The 15,550-nt window shown below is 68.2% G+C and carries 12 protein-coding genes; 7 read left to right on the forward strand and 5 right to left on the reverse strand.

The window, feature by feature from the left end; all coding sequences use genetic code 11:
• The first annotated feature begins 1 nt into the window (after window position 1).
• The 6 genes from ACZJYS_RS01390 to ACZJYS_RS01415 are packed head-to-tail and all read left to right on the forward strand — an operon-like array spanning window position 2 to window position 7,682.
• Window positions 2–1,726, forward strand: a complete 1,725-nt coding sequence (locus ACZJYS_RS01390; protein WP_493175365.1) for an NTP transferase domain-containing protein — start codon at window positions 2–4, stop codon at window positions 1,724–1,726.
• On the forward strand, window positions 1,723–2,313 hold the full coding sequence (locus ACZJYS_RS01395; protein ID WP_109517106.1) for a phosphatidylinositol-specific phospholipase C/glycerophosphodiester phosphodiesterase family protein: 591 nt from the start codon (window positions 1,723–1,725) through the stop codon (window positions 2,311–2,313). Before ACZJYS_RS01390 ends, ACZJYS_RS01395 begins: the two co-directional genes overlap by 4 nt.
• The gene (locus ACZJYS_RS01400; protein WP_379651239.1) at window positions 2,304–4,418 is read left to right on the forward strand and encodes a glycosyltransferase 87 family protein; all 2,115 of its coding nucleotides are present in this window, start codon (window positions 2,304–2,306) and stop codon (window positions 4,416–4,418) included. Before ACZJYS_RS01395 ends, ACZJYS_RS01400 begins: the two co-directional genes overlap by 10 nt.
• An 11-nt stretch (window positions 4,419–4,429) precedes the next feature.
• Window positions 4,430–5,179: an HAD family hydrolase gene (locus tag ACZJYS_RS01405; RefSeq protein WP_109517108.1), complete on the forward strand. Its 750-nt coding sequence runs from the start codon at window positions 4,430–4,432 to the stop codon at window positions 5,177–5,179.
• A 50-nt stretch (window positions 5,180–5,229) separates the two neighbouring features.
• Window positions 5,230–6,354: a glycosyltransferase family 2 protein gene (locus ACZJYS_RS01410; RefSeq protein ID WP_109517109.1), complete on the forward strand. Its 1,125-nt coding sequence runs from the start codon at window positions 5,230–5,232 to the stop codon at window positions 6,352–6,354.
• Window positions 6,354–7,682, forward strand: coding sequence for a polysaccharide biosynthesis protein (locus ACZJYS_RS01415; protein ID WP_493175368.1), 1,329 nt, complete (start codon window positions 6,354–6,356; stop codon window positions 7,680–7,682). The genes ACZJYS_RS01410 and ACZJYS_RS01415 overlap by 1 nt, the downstream gene beginning before the upstream one ends.
• A 20-nt stretch (window positions 7,683–7,702) precedes the next feature.
• Here the strand turns inward: ACZJYS_RS01415 and ACZJYS_RS01420 are convergent, their stop codons facing one another.
• The 4 genes from ACZJYS_RS01420 to rfbF are packed head-to-tail and all read right to left on the reverse strand — an operon-like array spanning window position 7,703 to window position 11,413.
• The gene (locus ACZJYS_RS01420; protein WP_493175369.1) at window positions 7,703–8,992 is read right to left on the reverse strand and encodes an NAD(P)H-dependent oxidoreductase; all 1,290 of its coding nucleotides are present in this window, start codon (window positions 8,990–8,992) and stop codon (window positions 7,703–7,705) included.
• A gap of 18 nt (window positions 8,993–9,010) precedes the next feature.
• Window positions 9,011–9,577: a dTDP-4-dehydrorhamnose 3,5-epimerase gene (rfbC, locus tag ACZJYS_RS01425; protein WP_493175371.1), complete on the reverse strand. Its 567-nt coding sequence runs from the start codon at window positions 9,575–9,577 to the stop codon at window positions 9,011–9,013.
• Window positions 9,574–10,632, reverse strand: a complete 1,059-nt coding sequence (locus ACZJYS_RS01430) for an NAD-dependent epimerase/dehydratase family protein (protein WP_109517112.1) — start codon at window positions 10,630–10,632, stop codon at window positions 9,574–9,576. Before ACZJYS_RS01430 ends, rfbC begins: the two co-directional genes overlap by 4 nt.
• Before the next feature lie 4 nt (window positions 10,633–10,636).
• Entirely contained in the window at window positions 10,637–11,413 is a 777-nt protein-coding gene (gene rfbF / locus ACZJYS_RS01435) for a glucose-1-phosphate cytidylyltransferase (protein ID WP_109517113.1), read from the reverse strand.
• A 357-nt stretch (window positions 11,414–11,770) separates the two neighbouring features.
• Between rfbF and ACZJYS_RS01440 the strand changes: the two genes are divergently transcribed.
• On the forward strand, window positions 11,771–12,664 hold the full coding sequence (locus tag ACZJYS_RS01440) for a glycosyltransferase family 2 protein (RefSeq protein WP_493175372.1): 894 nt from the start codon (window positions 11,771–11,773) through the stop codon (window positions 12,662–12,664).
• Window positions 12,665–12,681: 17 nt separating this feature from the next.
• Here ACZJYS_RS01440 and ACZJYS_RS01445 read toward each other — a convergent pair whose 3' ends face one another.
• Window positions 12,682–15,501 (reverse strand): bifunctional diguanylate cyclase/phosphodiesterase, encoded by a 2,820-nt coding sequence (locus tag ACZJYS_RS01445; RefSeq protein ID WP_493175374.1) that lies wholly within the window; start codon window positions 15,499–15,501, stop codon window positions 12,682–12,684.
• Window positions 15,502–15,550 lie beyond the last annotated feature (49 nt).

Genomic DNA, 15,550 nt, shown 5'->3' on the forward strand with positions numbered 1-15,550 from the left:
AATGGACCGCCAGAGCATGCAGATCGTCATCCCCATGTCCGGCTTCGGGGAGCGCTTCCGGCGCGCCGGCTATCCGGTGCCGAAGCCGCTCATCGAGGTGGATGGCAAGCCGATCATCGCCCATGTGCTCGACCTCTTCCCGGGCGAGACGGACGTCACCTTCATCTGCAACGCCGATCACCTGGCGGAGCCGGCCTACCGCATGGAGGAGATCCTGCGCGGCCTGTGCCCGACGGGGCGCATCGTCAGCGTGGCGCCGCACAAGCTGGGGCCGGTGCACGCCGTGCTGCAGGCCGTGCCGCAGCTCGACCCGGCGAAGCCCACGGTGGTGAACTACTGCGACTTCACCTGCTTCTGGGACTGGCAGCACTTCAAGGCCTTCACCGCCGAGACGCGCTGCGCCGGCGCCATCCCCGCCTATCGCGGCTTCCACCCGCATTCGCTGGGCTCCACCTACTACGCCTATCTGCGGCACGAGCAGGGCTGGGTGCGCGACATCCAGGAGAAGCAGCCCTTCACCGACCGGCCGATGGAGGAATACGCCTCCTCCGGCACCTACTACTTCGCCAGCGCCGAGCTGCTCCGCCACTATTGCGAGGAGACGATGCGGCAGCGGATCCAGGTGAATGGCGAGTACTACGCCAGCCTGGTCTACAAGCCGATCCTGGCGGACGGGCTGCCGGTCGCGGTCTATGAGTTGCAGCACTTCATGCAATGGGGCACGCCGGCCGACCTGGAGGAATACCAGCGCTGGTCCCGCGCCTTCGCCGCGCTGGCGGACGCCCCGGTGCCCCCCGCCCAGCCGGGCGCCGTGCTGGTGCCGATGGCCGGCGCCGGGCAGCGCTTCCGCGATGCCGGCTACGAGCAGCCCAAGCCGCTGATCGCCGTCTCCGGCCGCCCGATGGCGGTGCAGGCGGCGCTCGACCTGCCGGAGGCGCCGCGCCGGCGCTTCATCCTGCGCCGCGACCTGCCCTTCCTGGAGGCCGTCACCGCCGCCCTGGCCGAGGGTGTCGCCGGGGCCGAGACGGTGCTGCTGGAGAAGCTGACCGAGGGCCAGGCCAGCACCTGCCTCGCCGGCATGGAGGGGCTGGACCTTGACGCGCCGCTCACCATCGGCGCCTGCGACAATGGCGTGCTGTTCGATGCCGGGCGCTTCTCCGCGCTGATGGCCGAAGGCGGGCCGGATGTGCTGGTCTGGGGCGTGCGCGGCCATCCCGCCGCGCGGCGCCGCCCGCAATCCTATGGCTGGATCGACGCCGACGGCGCGGGCCGCATCCGCCGCGTGGCGGTGAAGGAGCCGCTGGCCGACCCGGCCGCCGACCCCATCGTCATCGGCGCCTTCACCTTCCGCCGGGCGCGCGACTTCGTGGCGGCGGCGGAGCGCATGATCGCCCGGCAGGCGCGGGTGAACGGCGAGTTCTACATCGACACCTGCATCAACGACGCGGTGGAGCTGGGCCTGGCCTGCGCGCTGTTCGAGGTGGAGCACTACCTGGGCTGGGGCACGCCGGACGAGCTGCGCAGCTTCGCCTACTGGCAGTCCTGCTTCCACAAATGGCCGCAGCACCCCTACCGGCTGGAGCGCGACCGCCGCGTGCCGCCCGCCGCCGTGCCGGAGCTCGAGGCCGCCTACGCCGCCCCCGAGCCGCCACGCCCCGACCCCGTGCAGGCGCCCGAATGGTCGCCGCCGCGCCAGCCCGCCCCGCAGACGGAGGACCGCGCATGATCCTGATCGCCCATCGCCGCAACACGCCCGAACAACTCGCCGCGACGCCGGTGGATCTGGGCGTGGAGGTGGACATCCGCAGCCAGGGCGACCGGCTGATCATCCACCATGACCCCTTCGTGGCCGATGCCCCGGATTTCGAGGAATGGCTGGCCGGCTACCGGCACGGCACGCTGATCCTCAACGTCAAGGAGGAGGGGCTGGAGGACCGGCTGCTGGCCCTGATGGCCGCGCGCGGCATCGAGGACTTCTTCTTCCTCGACCAGTCCTTCCCCTTCCTCATCCGCACCGCCCGCCGCGGCGAGCGGCGCTGCGCCGTGCGCGTCTCCGAGTTCGAGACGGTGGAGACCGCGCTGAGCCTGGCCGGCAAGGTGGAGTGGGTGTGGGTGGACTGCTTCACCCGCTTCCCCCTCTCGGGCGCGGAGGCGGCGCGGCTGCGGGATGCCGGCATGAAGCTCTGCCTCGTCTCGCCGGAACTGCAGGGCCGCACCGACCCGGCCGAGATCGCCGCCATGCGCGCCCTGCTGGCGCGGGAAGGCATCGTCGCCCACGCCGTCTGCACGAAAGCACCCGAGCTTTGGCGCTGATACCGATCGACCTGCGGACCGACCGGTGGTTCCTGCTGGGCCTTGCCCTGCGCATCGCGGCGATCGTGCTGCTGGTGCCGGAGGTCCAGGCCCACTGGTTCACGCCGTTCATGGCGCAGACGCTGGCCGCGCCGAGCCTGGACCCCTGGACCAGCTTCCTGCTTCAGGATGGCCGGACGCCGGATTTCTTCTACGGCCCGGTCATGTACCTGTACCATGCGCCGTTCCTGCTACCGGGCATGCTGGCGGACCGCCTGGCCGAGAGCGGCACGATCTTCACGGGCATGGCCATGGGCGTCAGCCTGCTGGTCGCCGACCTCGCCCTGCTGCTGGTGCTGCGGCGGATGAACGAGGGGCATGACGAGCGTGTCCTGCTGTTCTACTGGCTCTCGCCGCTGGTGCTGTTCATCACCTACTGGCATGGCGACACGGACCTGGTGCCGACCCTGCTGCTGGCCCTCTCCCTGCTGCTGCTGCAGCGCAATTCGCCGGTCTGGGCTGGGGTGGTGCTAGGGCTCGGCATCGGCGCCAAGGTCAGCATCCTCGCCGTCGTTCCCTTCCTGGTGATCTTCCTGTGGAGCCACCGCCGGCATCGCGACACGCTGCCAGGCTTCCTGCTGGCCTGCATGGGGGTGGCGCTGCTGCTGCTGGTGCCGCCGCTGCTCTTCTCCCCGGCCGTGCAGCAGATGCTGGCGAGCAACCCGCGCCTGCTGGTGGCCAATCCGGGCATGGTCTCCATCCTGGACGTGGACATCGTGCTGGGCGCCGGCCAGAAGCTCTACATCATGCCGGTCGTCTACCTGCTGGGCCTGTACGGTGCCTGGAAGGTGGGGCGGATGAGCTTCGACCTGCTCTACACCGTGCTGGGCGTGGCCTATCTGGTGGTGCTGCTGCTCACCCCCTCGGCGGTCGGCTGGTATCTCTGGATCATCCCCTTCCTGGTCACCTTCCAGCTGCGCGCCGGCCCGCGCGCCAGCGGGCTGGTGATGGCCTTCACCGTGGTCCTCATCGCCGCCAAGTCGCTCATCACCGCGGCGCCGGCCGTGCCGCTGCTCGGCCTGCCGCTGGGCTGGCTGAGCCTGCTGCCGGAGGACATGATGTCCGCGCTGCGGCTCAACTCGATCATGGTCTCCGTGCTGATGGGGCTCGGCATCGTGCTGGCCCTGACCATGCTGCGGCGCGGCCTGGACGAGAACGACTTCTTCGGCCTGTCGCAGCGCCCGCTGGCCATCGGCATCGCCGGCGACAGCGGCACCGGCAAGGACACGCTGGCCCTGGCCATGGCCGGGCTGTTCGGCGAAGGCGCCGTCACCGGCATCTCGGGGGATGACTACCACCTGTTCGAGCGGCGGGGGAAGCTGTGGCAGGCCTTCACCCATCTCGACCCCCGCGCCAACGACCTCGAGGCCTTCACGCGGGACGCGCTCTCGCTGCTCGCCTGGCGGCCGATCATGTGCCGCCACTACGACCACGCGACCGGGCTGTTCACGCCGCCCCGCCGCATCCAGGCCAGCGACGTGGCGATGGTCACCGGGCTGCACGCCCTCTACCCGCCCGCCCTGCGCGAATGCCTCGATGTCGGGCTCTACCTTGACATGGACGAGGGGCTGCGCCGCTTCTTCAAGATCCGGCGCGATGTCGGCCAGCGCGGCCACAGCCTGGAGCGGGTGCTCGCCTCCATCGAGCGGCGCATGCCGGACTACGAGGCCTTCATCCGCCCGCAGCGCGAGCATGCGGATGTGGTGTTCTCGCTGATGCCGGCCGACCCCGTGCTGCTGGAGGACATCAACTACACCGGCCCGATGCCGCTGAAGCTGCGCGTGCGGATGCGCAGCGCCATCAGCCTGGACCGCCTGGCGCGGCTGCTGATCGCGCTGTGCGGCGCCCAGGTGGACGTGACCCAGGCCGGCGCCAACACGATGGCCGAGCTGGTGATCGACGGCAGCGACGTGCAGCCGGAGGACATCCACTTCACCGCGCTGCAGCTCGTGCCGCACCTGGAGGAGCTGCTGGCGCGGCACCCGGTGTGGCAGCCGGGCATGACGGGCATCATGCAGCTCATCGTGCTGCTGCAGCTGGCCGAGCTGACGCCGAAGCGGCGCTGAGGACAAGACCGATGAAGATCCTGAACGCTGAGGCCCTGCGCGAGAAGCCCCGCGCCATCCTCTTCGACCTCGACGACACGCTCTACGAGTATGCCGGCCCGCACGAGCGTGCCATGGCGGCGGTGCGCTCCAAGGTGGAGCGGTCGCTCAAGGTGGTGCCGGCGCAGTTCAACAGCGCCTTCCGCCTGGCCCGCGAGGAGGTGAAGAAGACGCTCGGCGCCACGGCCAGCTCGCACAACCGCCTGCTCTACTTCCAGCGCATGATCGAGCTGCTGGGCCTGAACAGCCAGCCGGCGATCGCGCTGGACCTGGAGCAGACCTACTGGCGCACGCTGATGACCACGGCGCGGCTCTACCCTGGCGCGGAGGAGACGCTGATCGAGCTGCGCGCCGCCGGGCTGCCGCTGGCGCTGGTGACCGACCTGACGGCGCAGATCCAGTTCCGCAAGCTCGTCTATTTCGGCATCGACCGCTACTTCGACAGCATCGTCACCTCGGAGGAGGCGGGCGTCGACAAGGTCGGGCTGAAGCCCTTCGAGATCGCCGCCGCCAAGCTGGAGCTGCAGCCGGGCGACCGGGTCTGGTTCATCGGCGACGCGGAGTGCGACGTTGTGGCCAGCAAGAAGGTGCTGAACGCCGCCACCTTCCAGAAGCTGCACCCCGGCGCCAGCGCGCCGCGGATCCATGAGGGCGTGGACGGCACCTTCCACGCCTTTGCCGATTTCCGCGACTGGGCGCGCGGCATCATCGCCTCAGCCTGAACAGGGGCGGCTCCCCCAGGCCGCGCCGCACCAACCGGAAAGCTGATGCCATGACAGAATTCGTCGTCTCGGGCCGGGAAGACCTGTACCGCCTCAAGGGGATGCGCGGCCTCTCCCGCGTCGTCATCCACACCCAGCGGCTGGTCTACCGCAACCTGCTGATGCATGCGCTGAAATACGGGGTCTGGGCGCTGGAGCCGGGCGGCACGCTGCTGGTGCGCGACCGCTCGCCCAATGTCTTCGACCTCTGGCCGCGCTTCGTCTCCTTCAAGCTGATCCGGCAATGGACCTACAAGGCGCTGGCGCAGGATGCGGCGCCGGTGCGGCTCGACACGGCCGCGGGCGAGATCGAGATGGTGCGCACGCGCCCCCTCACCCCGGCCGGCTGGGGCGCGGGCGTGGTCTTCTCCGGCCAGGAGGCGGAGCTGCCGCGCCTGCGCGCCTGCCTCGATTCGCTGCTGCGCCAGCCGGAGCTGCTGCCGGAGAATGGCGGGGAGATCATGGTGAGCGGCCCCGCCGGAGCGGCGGGCTGCCTGGAGGGCTACCCCCAGGTGCGGTACCATGTGCACGATCTGCCGCCCGGCCCGCGGGTGATGATCTGCCAGAAGAAGAACGCGCTGATCCGCGCCCTGCGCGGCCCGCGCGTGGCCATCATGCACAGCCGCATCACCCTGGCGCCCGACACGCTGCGGCATGTGCCGGAGGAGTTCGAGATCATCACGCCGCGCGTGCTGTCGCAGGGCGCGGGGGGGATGGAGGACTATCTCTCCCTCGGCGTGCATGACAGCGGCATGGCCGGCTACGCGCCGCGGCTGACGCCCTCCAGCCTGCGCCGCGGCACGCCGGAGCAGTATCTGGACCTCTACGACCAGGGCTACCCCTATGTCGATGGCGGTCTCTTCATGGTGCGCAAGGACGTGCACGCGCGCTGCCCGCTGAACGACGACATCGCCTGGGACGAGGCCGAGGACCTGGAGTGGTGCAACCGCGCCCTGGCGGCAGGCCTGCTGATCGACTTGGCGCCCGGGGCCTCGGCCGTCTCGGAGGTGAGCAAGCTGCGCTCGCTGCCGCTGCCGCCGCGGGTGATGCGCTGGGTACGCGACGCCAAGTTCACCGCCTTCGCCGGCCGGCACCGGCTGCGCGACCAGGCCGAGCGCTGGATGGGCCGCCGCTGATGCTGCGCAGCGCGGCGGTGCGCAAGTCGCTCACCTTCTTCCTGCTGAAATCGGCCAACACGGCGCTGGCCACGCTGTGGAGCTTCCTGCTGGCCTACAGCCTGGTGCGAATCGTGGGGCTGGAGAACTACGCCTTCTTCGCCACGGTCATCGCCTTTGCCTCGCTGATCCTGCAGGCCGATCTCGGCATCTCCATCCGCCTCTTCGGCCGCATGCGGCAGGATTTCCTGCATCCCGGCCAGGCCTCGCGCGAGGATCTGGGCAGCGCCGCCATGGCCGCGCTGTGGTCCTATGCTGGCCTGGCGGTTCTCGCCACGCTGCTCTTCGGCCTGGCCGTCTGGGCCGCCGGGCTTGGGGTGGAGGCCTACCGGCCGGTCTATGTGCTGCTCTTCCTCGGCTCCGCCCTGCCGCTGCCCTGGATGATCCTGCGCGTCACCGCCAATGCCTTTGACGCCTATGTGATGACGGAGGCGATCGACTTCATCCGCCGCTCGGCACTGTTCGGCCTGACCCTGGCGCTGCTGGCGGGGCTGCCGCTGATGGCCTACTCGCTGGCCTTCGTGGCGCTGTGGCTGGCGGGGCTTGCGGTGCTGTTCGCGCTGGCGCGGCGGCGCGTGCCGCTGCTGGCGCAGCAGGGCCTGCGCGCGCGGCGCGGCTTCTCCGTGCTGCGGCAGGACCTGCGCGGCATCGCCGCCTCGGCGCAGCTCTCCATCTCCGAGTTCCTGATCTACATCTTCCCCTACTACGCCATCCCGCTGATGCACCGGGACGCGCTGGCCCTCGTCGCCTTCGACATGTTCTACAAGGTGACGCGCTTCGCCACGACCGCCTACCTCACCGTCTCCGAGACCCTGCTGCCGCACCAGACCCGTGCCTGGCACGAGGGGGACAGGGCCGGGCTGTGGCGCACGCTGCGGCTCGCCTTCCTGCTCGGCCTGGTGCCGATGCTGGGCGGCGCGGGTGTCATCGGCCTGTTCGGCGAGCAGTTCTTCGGCCTGCTGCTCGGTCAGGCGGGCGTGGTCACGCCGGCGGTCCGGGCGGCCATCTGCGTCATGCTGGTGCTGATGCTGGTGCAGACCCTCTGCGGCGCCTTCCTGGCGGCCACCGGGTTCCTGGCGCCGCTGGCCCGCCGGGCCTCGCTCACCCTGGCCGCCATGCTCGGCTTCGCGGTGCTCACGGCGCAGCAGGGCTGGCCGGTGGAGGTGTTCATCGGCGGCTATGTGGCGCTGTATGGCTGCGAGGCGCTTTCCTACCTGGTGCTGATGATCCGCACCATCCGGCGCCAGGAGCAGGGCTCCTCGCCCGCGGGATCCCCCATAGGGGTCTGAGGAATCCCGCGGCCCGAGGGTCACGCCACGGGGAAGAGCCTGTCCTGCTCCGCCCGCAGCGTGTCGATGAGGCGACCTGGGGGGATCTCCACATCGTCGTAGGTGAGCACGGCATCCTTGGCGATGTCGCGCTTCAGCCGACAGCCCTGGGCCAAGCCCATGGGCAGCAGCGTCTCCCGGCGCGAGATCTCGTAGGTCTCGCACTGGCCGTAGGTCATGTAGCCGCCGAGCGCGTCGATCTCCTCGCCCGCCTTCAGGTCCTTCTTGGCGGTCGCCACGACCTCGACGCGCGGGCCGTCGATCGGCTGCAGCACGGCGTCATTGCACAGCACCACGCGGGCCACCGAGATCGGGATCTCGAAATGGCAGAGGTGGTACGGGGTGTAGAAGCTGTAGAGCGGGCCGGTGCCCAGCTTGTACAGGTTCAGGTAGTGCTGCTGCTTCGGGTCGTCATGCGTGGCCAGAACGTAGATGCCGGGGCCGGGCTTGCTGCCGACCACGTAGTCGACGATGCCGCCCTTCTCCTTCAGCATCTCCACGTCGTAGAGCTGGGTCAGCTCGTCGACATGGCCGCGGTGGTCACGCCCGATCATGCCGCGCTGGTTCACCGTCATGCCGGTGGCATTGGCGACGATGGCCTGCTCGAAGCTGATCTTGGTGCCGTCGGCGAAGCTGGTCACCATGTAGGGGTCCTGCCCCCACTGCCTGGCGAAGCCTTCCTGCGTCGTCGGGTTGCGGTAGGGGTCCTGCAGGCCCTTGATGTTCCCGCAGACCAGCGGCGTCAGCCCGATCGACCTGACGAAGCGGAACAGGTTCATCTGCACGCCGGGCTGGTCGCCATCGGCGCCGGTGAAGATGATGCCGGCGGCGTCCGCCTTCTTCTTCAGCAGCGGGCCGACCGTGCCGTCCAGCTCGGCGTTCATCGAGACCATGTGCTTGCGGTTCTCGATCGCCGCCATGGTCACCATGGCGCCGTACTCGATGGCACCCGTCGCATCCACCAGGCATTCCAGCGCCGGCGAGCGGCAGAGCAGCAGCGGATCGCTGGTGATGGCGGCGCGGCCCTGGGCGATCGCCTCGGCCAGCGCGGCATCCGTCTCCACCACCGCGATATCGGTCACGCCGGCGATCTCGAAGGCCTGCCGGGCGCGCTCGATGTTGCGGTTGCAGATCACCGCCAGCTCCATGCCGGGCACGGAGTTGACGATCTGGTTGGTGATGCCCTTGGCCATGAAGCCGGCGCCGAACATGCCGACGCGAACCGGCTTGCCTTCCGCCGCGCGGGCCTTCAGCAGCGTGTCATAGATCATGATGCGTCTCCGGCCGGCTCAGCGCACGCCGCGCAGTTGCTCGACGGCATGGAACTCGGCGTCGAAAAGCGGCCAGTTGCGGTCCTTCTCCGAGACCAGCTCGGGCTGGATCGGCCAGTCGATGCCGAGATGCGGGTCGTCGTAGCGCAGGCCGCGCTCGCCGCCGGGCATGTAGGCATCGCTGACCATGTAGAAGGCCTCGGTGTCGTCCCGCAGCGTGACGAAGCCATGCGCGAAGCCGCGCGGCACGTACAGCATCTTGCGGTTCTCGTCGTTCAGCTCGATGCCGAAATGCTTGCCGTAGCTGGCGGAATCCGGCCGCATGTCGACGATGACGTCGTAGAGCGCGCCACGCAGGCAGCGCACCAGCTTCACCTCCGCCGCGGGCGGCAGCTGGTAATGCATGCCGCGCAGCGTCCCCTTGCGGGGGTTGAAGGAGTTGTTGACCTGCGCGTAGCGGCTGACGAGGCCGGCTTCGGCGAATTCCTGCTCACAGAAGGCGCGGGCGAAGAAGCCGCGCTCATCGGCGCGCGGCTCCATCTCGATCACATACGCGTCCTGGAGCGGGGTCTTGTGGAACTTCATGCCACCGCCTTCTGCGGTTCGAGGTTGTTGTCCACCGTGCCGGAGGCGATCAGCTTCTCCAGCGTCACCAGGCGGATCGCGCCCGACTTCCGGTAGTTCCGGTCGGCGAAGCCCTGCGCCTTCAGCTCATCGCGCAGCTCGGCGATGGCGCCGTCGAGCGTCTCCTGCGGCTGGTGCTCCGGCGCCAGCCTGGCGAAGAGCGAGAAATCCACCTTGTAGGAACGCTTGTCCGGCGGCGCCGAGGTGGCGATGGACACCGTGGCCTCCGGCATGGCACGGCCCACCGCCTCGGCCAGGTCGCGCACCTGGTAGTTCCAGCGCTCGGTGCCGACATTGACGGTGAGGAAGTTGCCGCCATTCTCCGGCGCGCGGATGATCGCCCACTCGATGGCGCGCGCCATGTCGCGGACATGGATCAGCGGCCGCCAGGGCGTGCCGTCGCTGAGCACGCTCACCTCGCCATTGGCCAGGGCGCCGGCGACGAAGTCGTTCAGCACCAGGTCGAGGCGCAGGCGCGGCGACATGCCGCAGGCCGTCGCGAAGCGCAGGCAGGAGACCACCATGCCGCTGTTGTCGAGCGCGCGCAGCGAGGTCTCGGTGTCGATCTTGGAGCGCGCATAGGCGGTCAGCGGGTTGAGCTGATCCTCCTCGACGCGGGCGCGGCCATCGGCGGCGAAGCCGTAGACGCTGCAGCTTGAGGCGAAGACGAAGCGCTTGACCCCCGCCTCGGCCGCGGCCTTGGCGACATCGACGCTGGCGCGATGGTTGATCGCGTCCGTCACCGCCTCGAAGCGCTGGCCCATCGGGTCGTTCGAGATGGCGGCCAGGTGCACCACCGCGTCGAAGCCGCGCAGCTCCTCGACGCCGATCTCGCGCACGTCGCCGAACTTCTGCTCGTCCAGCAGGGTCTCGGGCAGCGGGTCGTTCGTGGTCAGGCAGTGGCCGAACCAGCCGCGGTCGTAGCCGACCAGGTGCGCCTGCGGGAACACCTGGCGCAGGTGGCGGACGACGACGGGGCCGACATAGCCCATATTACCGGTGATCAGGATACGCATGGTTTCAGCACCCCCAAACGCGCCACGGCGCCTTGCCGGAAGTCCACAGCCCCTCGAGATGGCTCCGGTCGCGGATGGTGTCCATCGGATGCCAGAAGCCGTGGTGCTGGTAGACCGTCATCTGCCCATCGGCGCAGAGGCGCTCGATCGGCTGGTCTTCCCAGACGGTGGAATCGCCCTCGATATAGTCGCCGACCTTCGGACTGAGCACGAAGAAGCCGCCATTGATCCAGCCGCCATCGCCCTGGATCTTCTCCTTGAAGGCGGTGACCTGCTTGCCCTCGATCTGCAGCGCGCCGAAGCGGCCGGCAGGCTGGGTCGCGGTCATCGTCGCCAGCCGGCCTTCCGCCTTGTGCAGGGCGATGGTGGCCGTGATGTCGATGTTGCCGACGCCGTCGCCATAGGTGAGGCAGAAAGCTTCCTCATCCTTCAGGTAGGGCATGACACGCTTGATGCGGCCGCCCGTCATGCTGTCCTCGCCCGTGTCCACCAGCGTCACACGCCAGTTCTCGGCGCGGGCGTTGTGGACCTCCATGGTGTTCTTTTCCAGATCGAACGTGACGTCCGACATGTACATGAAGTAGTTTTTAAAATATTCTTTGATGACATTCCCGCGATATCCCAGGCACACAACAAAATCGTTGATGCCATGGGCGCTGTATATTTTCATGATGTGCCAAAGGATAGGCCGGCCGCCGATCTCAACCATGGGCTTCGGGCGGACCGAGGTTTCCTCGGCAAGGCGGGTTCCCAGTCCACCGGCCAAGATGACTGCCTTCATATCTCAGAACCCTCGCTGCTGGGGCGGCATTTGAAAATCCCGGGACGATTTGTCCCAAGACATAGCCTCAGTGTGATTTATGAGACCGAGTTTGCATAGAGAGAACGAACATCACCAAATAGTCAGTACGAGATTGTTATTTTAATACCGAAACAACCTCTCCTTGTCCTGCGTATCCTCCCTGGCGCTCAATCCCGCATGAAAATCGAGCAATCATCCTTACAAATGATGATCTCATAAATTTGTTCTGTTTCTGCTTGTTTTTTGGAATAGATTTTAAAAAATTTAGACCCTCGGAATGGGCCGATCGGCTAGCCAAGCGTTTAGGCGTGAAAGCCGGACAAGGAATTGAGCAGCATGACTGAAGACACGCAGGTTACGATTGGCATGCCTGTTCGAAACGGCGGGCAGCAGATCAAGACCGCGATTGACTCATTATTGTCGCAGACTCACCGGAACATCAAACTCGTCATCTCCGACAACTGCTCGACCGACGAAACGCGTGAGATCTGCCGCGAGTATGCCCGGCAAGACAGCCGCGTCGTGCTGCATGAGCAGAAGGAGAATCTCGGCATCTGCGGAAATTTCCGCTTCGTGCTGATGCAGGCCAAGACCCCCTACTTCCTCTGGGCGTGCCATGACGATGTCTGGGCGCCCGAGTTCATCCAGAAGAACCTGGAGAATCTGCAGCGCCACCCCAACGCCGTGGCCAGCACCTCGCGCGTCGCCATGGTCACTCCGGCCGGGCGCCGGGAGATGTCGAACGGCACCTTCGCGCTGCAGGGCACCGCGGCCGAGCGCCTGCGCGGCTTCTTCTGGGATCCGGGCGAGGTCTCCCGCTTCTATGGCGTGTACCGCACGGAGGCGCTGAAGCGGTCCTTTCCCGAGGATATCGACGTCTTCGGCTATGACTGGATCGTCATGGCGCTGAACCTGCTCGAAGGCGATCATCTCGAGCTGCCGGAAGTGCTGCTGACGCGCGAGGATCACGACGACGACCACTATCATCGCACTCTGGTGCGCCGCCAGCCGCGCCGGCTGCACCGCTGGATGCCGCATCTGCCGATGACGCGGGTGCTGCGCGAACGTCTTCCGCCGGAGATCTGGCGCGCCTGCCGCAGCCGGGTCCTGCGGCGCAACGCGATCCAGTCGCTCATGTACTGCAAGTATCGCGTCCCCGCCGTGGCGCCGCTGGTGCGGACGCTCTCCGTGCTGGAGCGGGCCCGCACCCGCTACATCAGGGCGTTCTGAAGCGGGGCCGTGCCCGCCTAGGCGAAGGGCGGCTGCCGCAGCAGAGCGGCCACCTTCGCCGCCGGCACGGGCCGGCTGAAGAGATAGCCTTGCCCCTCGGTGCAGCCGAGCTGCCGCAGCGCCGCAAGCTGCTCCGCGCTCTCCACGCCCTCGGCCGTGACGGACAGGCTGAGGCTGCGCCCCATGCTGACGACGGCGCTGATGACGGCGTTCGACTCCACCCGCCCCGGCAGGCCCGCGATGAAGGAGCGGTCGATCTTGATCTTGTCGAACGGAATGCGCAGCAGATAGCCAAGCGACGAGAAGCCTGTGCCGAAATCGTCGAGCGCGATGCGCACGCCCAGGCCCCGCAGCGCCTCAAGCGTCGCGATATTGGCCTGGTCGTCCTGCAGCAGCGTCGATTCGGTGATCTCCAGCTCCACCCGCCCGGGGGGCAGCCCGGACAGCTTCAGCGTCTCGGCGAGGGTGGACAGCAGCCCCGGGTCGCGGAACTGCACCGCCGACAGGTTGATGGCGACATTCACCGGCTCGGGCCATTGCGCCGCCTCCGCGCAGGCGCCGCGCAAAATCCACTCGCCGATCCGGATGATCAGCCCGCTCTCCTCCGCGAGGGGGATGAACTCGGCCGGTGAGACATGGCCATGCACCGGGTGATGCCAGCGCAGCAGCGTCTCCAGGCAGGTCACGCGGCCGCTGCGCAGGTCGACGAGCGGCTGGAAATGCAGGGAAAGCTCGCCGCGCTGCAGGGCGGTACGCAGCCCGGCCTTCAGCATCTGCTTGCGGCGGGCCGCCGCCTCCATGCTCCGCTCGAAGAAGCGGAAGGTGCCCCGCCCCCCGGATTTGGCATGATAGAGAGCAATGTCGGCGTTCCGGATCAGGCTTTCCGGTGTCTCGCCATGCTCGGGCGCCAGGGCGAGGCCGATGCTGGTGCCCGCCGCGACCAGCTGCCCCTCCAGATTATAGTCCTCATCCAGCAGCGCCAGGAGATGCCGGGCCGTGCCGGCCGCCTCCTCCGCCGTTGTCAGCCCCGTCTGGAGCAGGGCGAATTCGTCGCCGCCGAGACGGTAGACCTTGCAGCCCTTCCCCTGGCCGGCCCCCAGCCGGTTGGCCACCTGCTGCAGCAGGCAATCCCCCGCGGTATGGCCCAGCACATCATTGATGCCTTTGAAGTGGTCGAGGTCGAGGTAGTACAGGGCGAGAATCTGCCCGTCCCGCTTCTCGGCGAAGAGTCGCTTGATGTCCTCCTGGAACAGCCGGCGATTGGGCAGGCCGGTCAGCGGGTCGTGATAGGCCAGGTAGGCGATCTGCTGCTCGGCCTGCCGCCTCTCCGTGATGTCCTGCGACACCACGAGCAACCGCACCACCGCGCCCGCCGCGTTGCGCACGGGCGAGACGATCACGTCCCACCATTTGGGCCTGCCGCGGACGGTGGGGCAGAAGCCGGTGAAGTTGCCGGCATCGCCGGCCCGCGCGGCCTCGACCGCCTGGCGGGCCTTGGCCGCCATCTCGGCGGGCAGCGCGGCCAGCCAGTCCTTCCCGTGCAGGCGGCTGGAATCCTCGATCTCCATGAGCGTTTCCCCGGCCTTGTTCATGAACAGGAGCCGGCCGGAGAGATCGAGCACCTTGATGCAGACCACACTGCTCTCGACGACGCCGCGGGCGAATTCCTCGCTTTCCCGCAGTGCCTCCAGCGCCAGCCTGTGGTCGTGGATGTCTTCATCCATCCCGTACCAGCGGATAATCCGCCCCGCCGCGTCGCGGCGCGCCGTGGCCCGGGAACGGAACCAGCGATATTCCCCGTCCGCCAGACGGAACCGGGCTTCCAGGTCGACCGGCTCGCCGCTGACGAGAGAGCGCCTCCAGTGCCGCAGCACCTCCGCCCTGTCATCGGGGTGCACCACCGAGAGCCGGCCCATCTCCAGGACCTCGTCCTCCGTCATGGCCAGCAGGCGGCTCCAGCGCGGGCTGATGGTGATCAGCGCCCCCTTCTCGTCGGCGACCCAGGCGATCTGCGGGCTGAGCTCGATCGCGTGCCGATGATTCTCCTCGCTCTCGCGCAGCGCCTCCTCCACACGGACGCGGTCCGTCACGTCCCAGATCGTGACCAGCACGGCGTCCCGCCCGGCGAAGACGAGAAGGTGCGAGAGGACATCGACGATGCGCTCGCTGCCCTTGGCGTCCACATGCCGCCAGTTCTGGCTGATCTGGTAGGCCTGGCGGGGCGCCGTGACGGCAGCGCGTACCTGCTCACGCTCCGAGGGCTCGCGGATATCCAGGATGGTCATGCGCAGGAACTCCTCGCGCGACCAGCCATATGCCATCACGGCCGCATCGTTCACCGCCAGGAAGCGCAGGGTTTCCCGGTCATAGACCCACATCGGCACCGGGTTCTGCCGGAACAGCAGGCCGAGGGCTTCCTCGGTCTCCTTCTGCGGCGTGATGTCGCTGGCGACGCACAGCGCCCCCCTGGCCCCCGCCTGCCCACCCGCCACGGGGCTGAGCGAGAGCCGCAAGGTCCGCGGCCGGCCATCGGCGCTGGACGGGCCGCCCTTCCAGTCCAGCGTGGCGGTGCCGCCGGCACGCAGCACCGCCGCAAGGGGCTCGTCCAGGAAGGCGGCCAGCGCCGCGAGGCTATCAGCCCCCCCGCTGCCGGAGAGGCTGTCCTCCGATCCGCCGATCAGCCGGATCATGGCGCGGTTGAGGTAAAAGGGCTGCCCGTCGCTCCCGAAGAGGCAACATCCGAGCGGGGAGGCGTCCAGCCCAGCCGCCAGCGCCTGGAAGCGCGCTTCCATCATACCGCCACGAGCCGAGGCGTGACGCAGGGCCGAGGTGGTCATCGACAATCCGTCCGTCACCTGAAACGCCACACGGCCTATCACCGGAACG

The organism is Roseomonas sp. TS2, assembly GCF_058833935.1.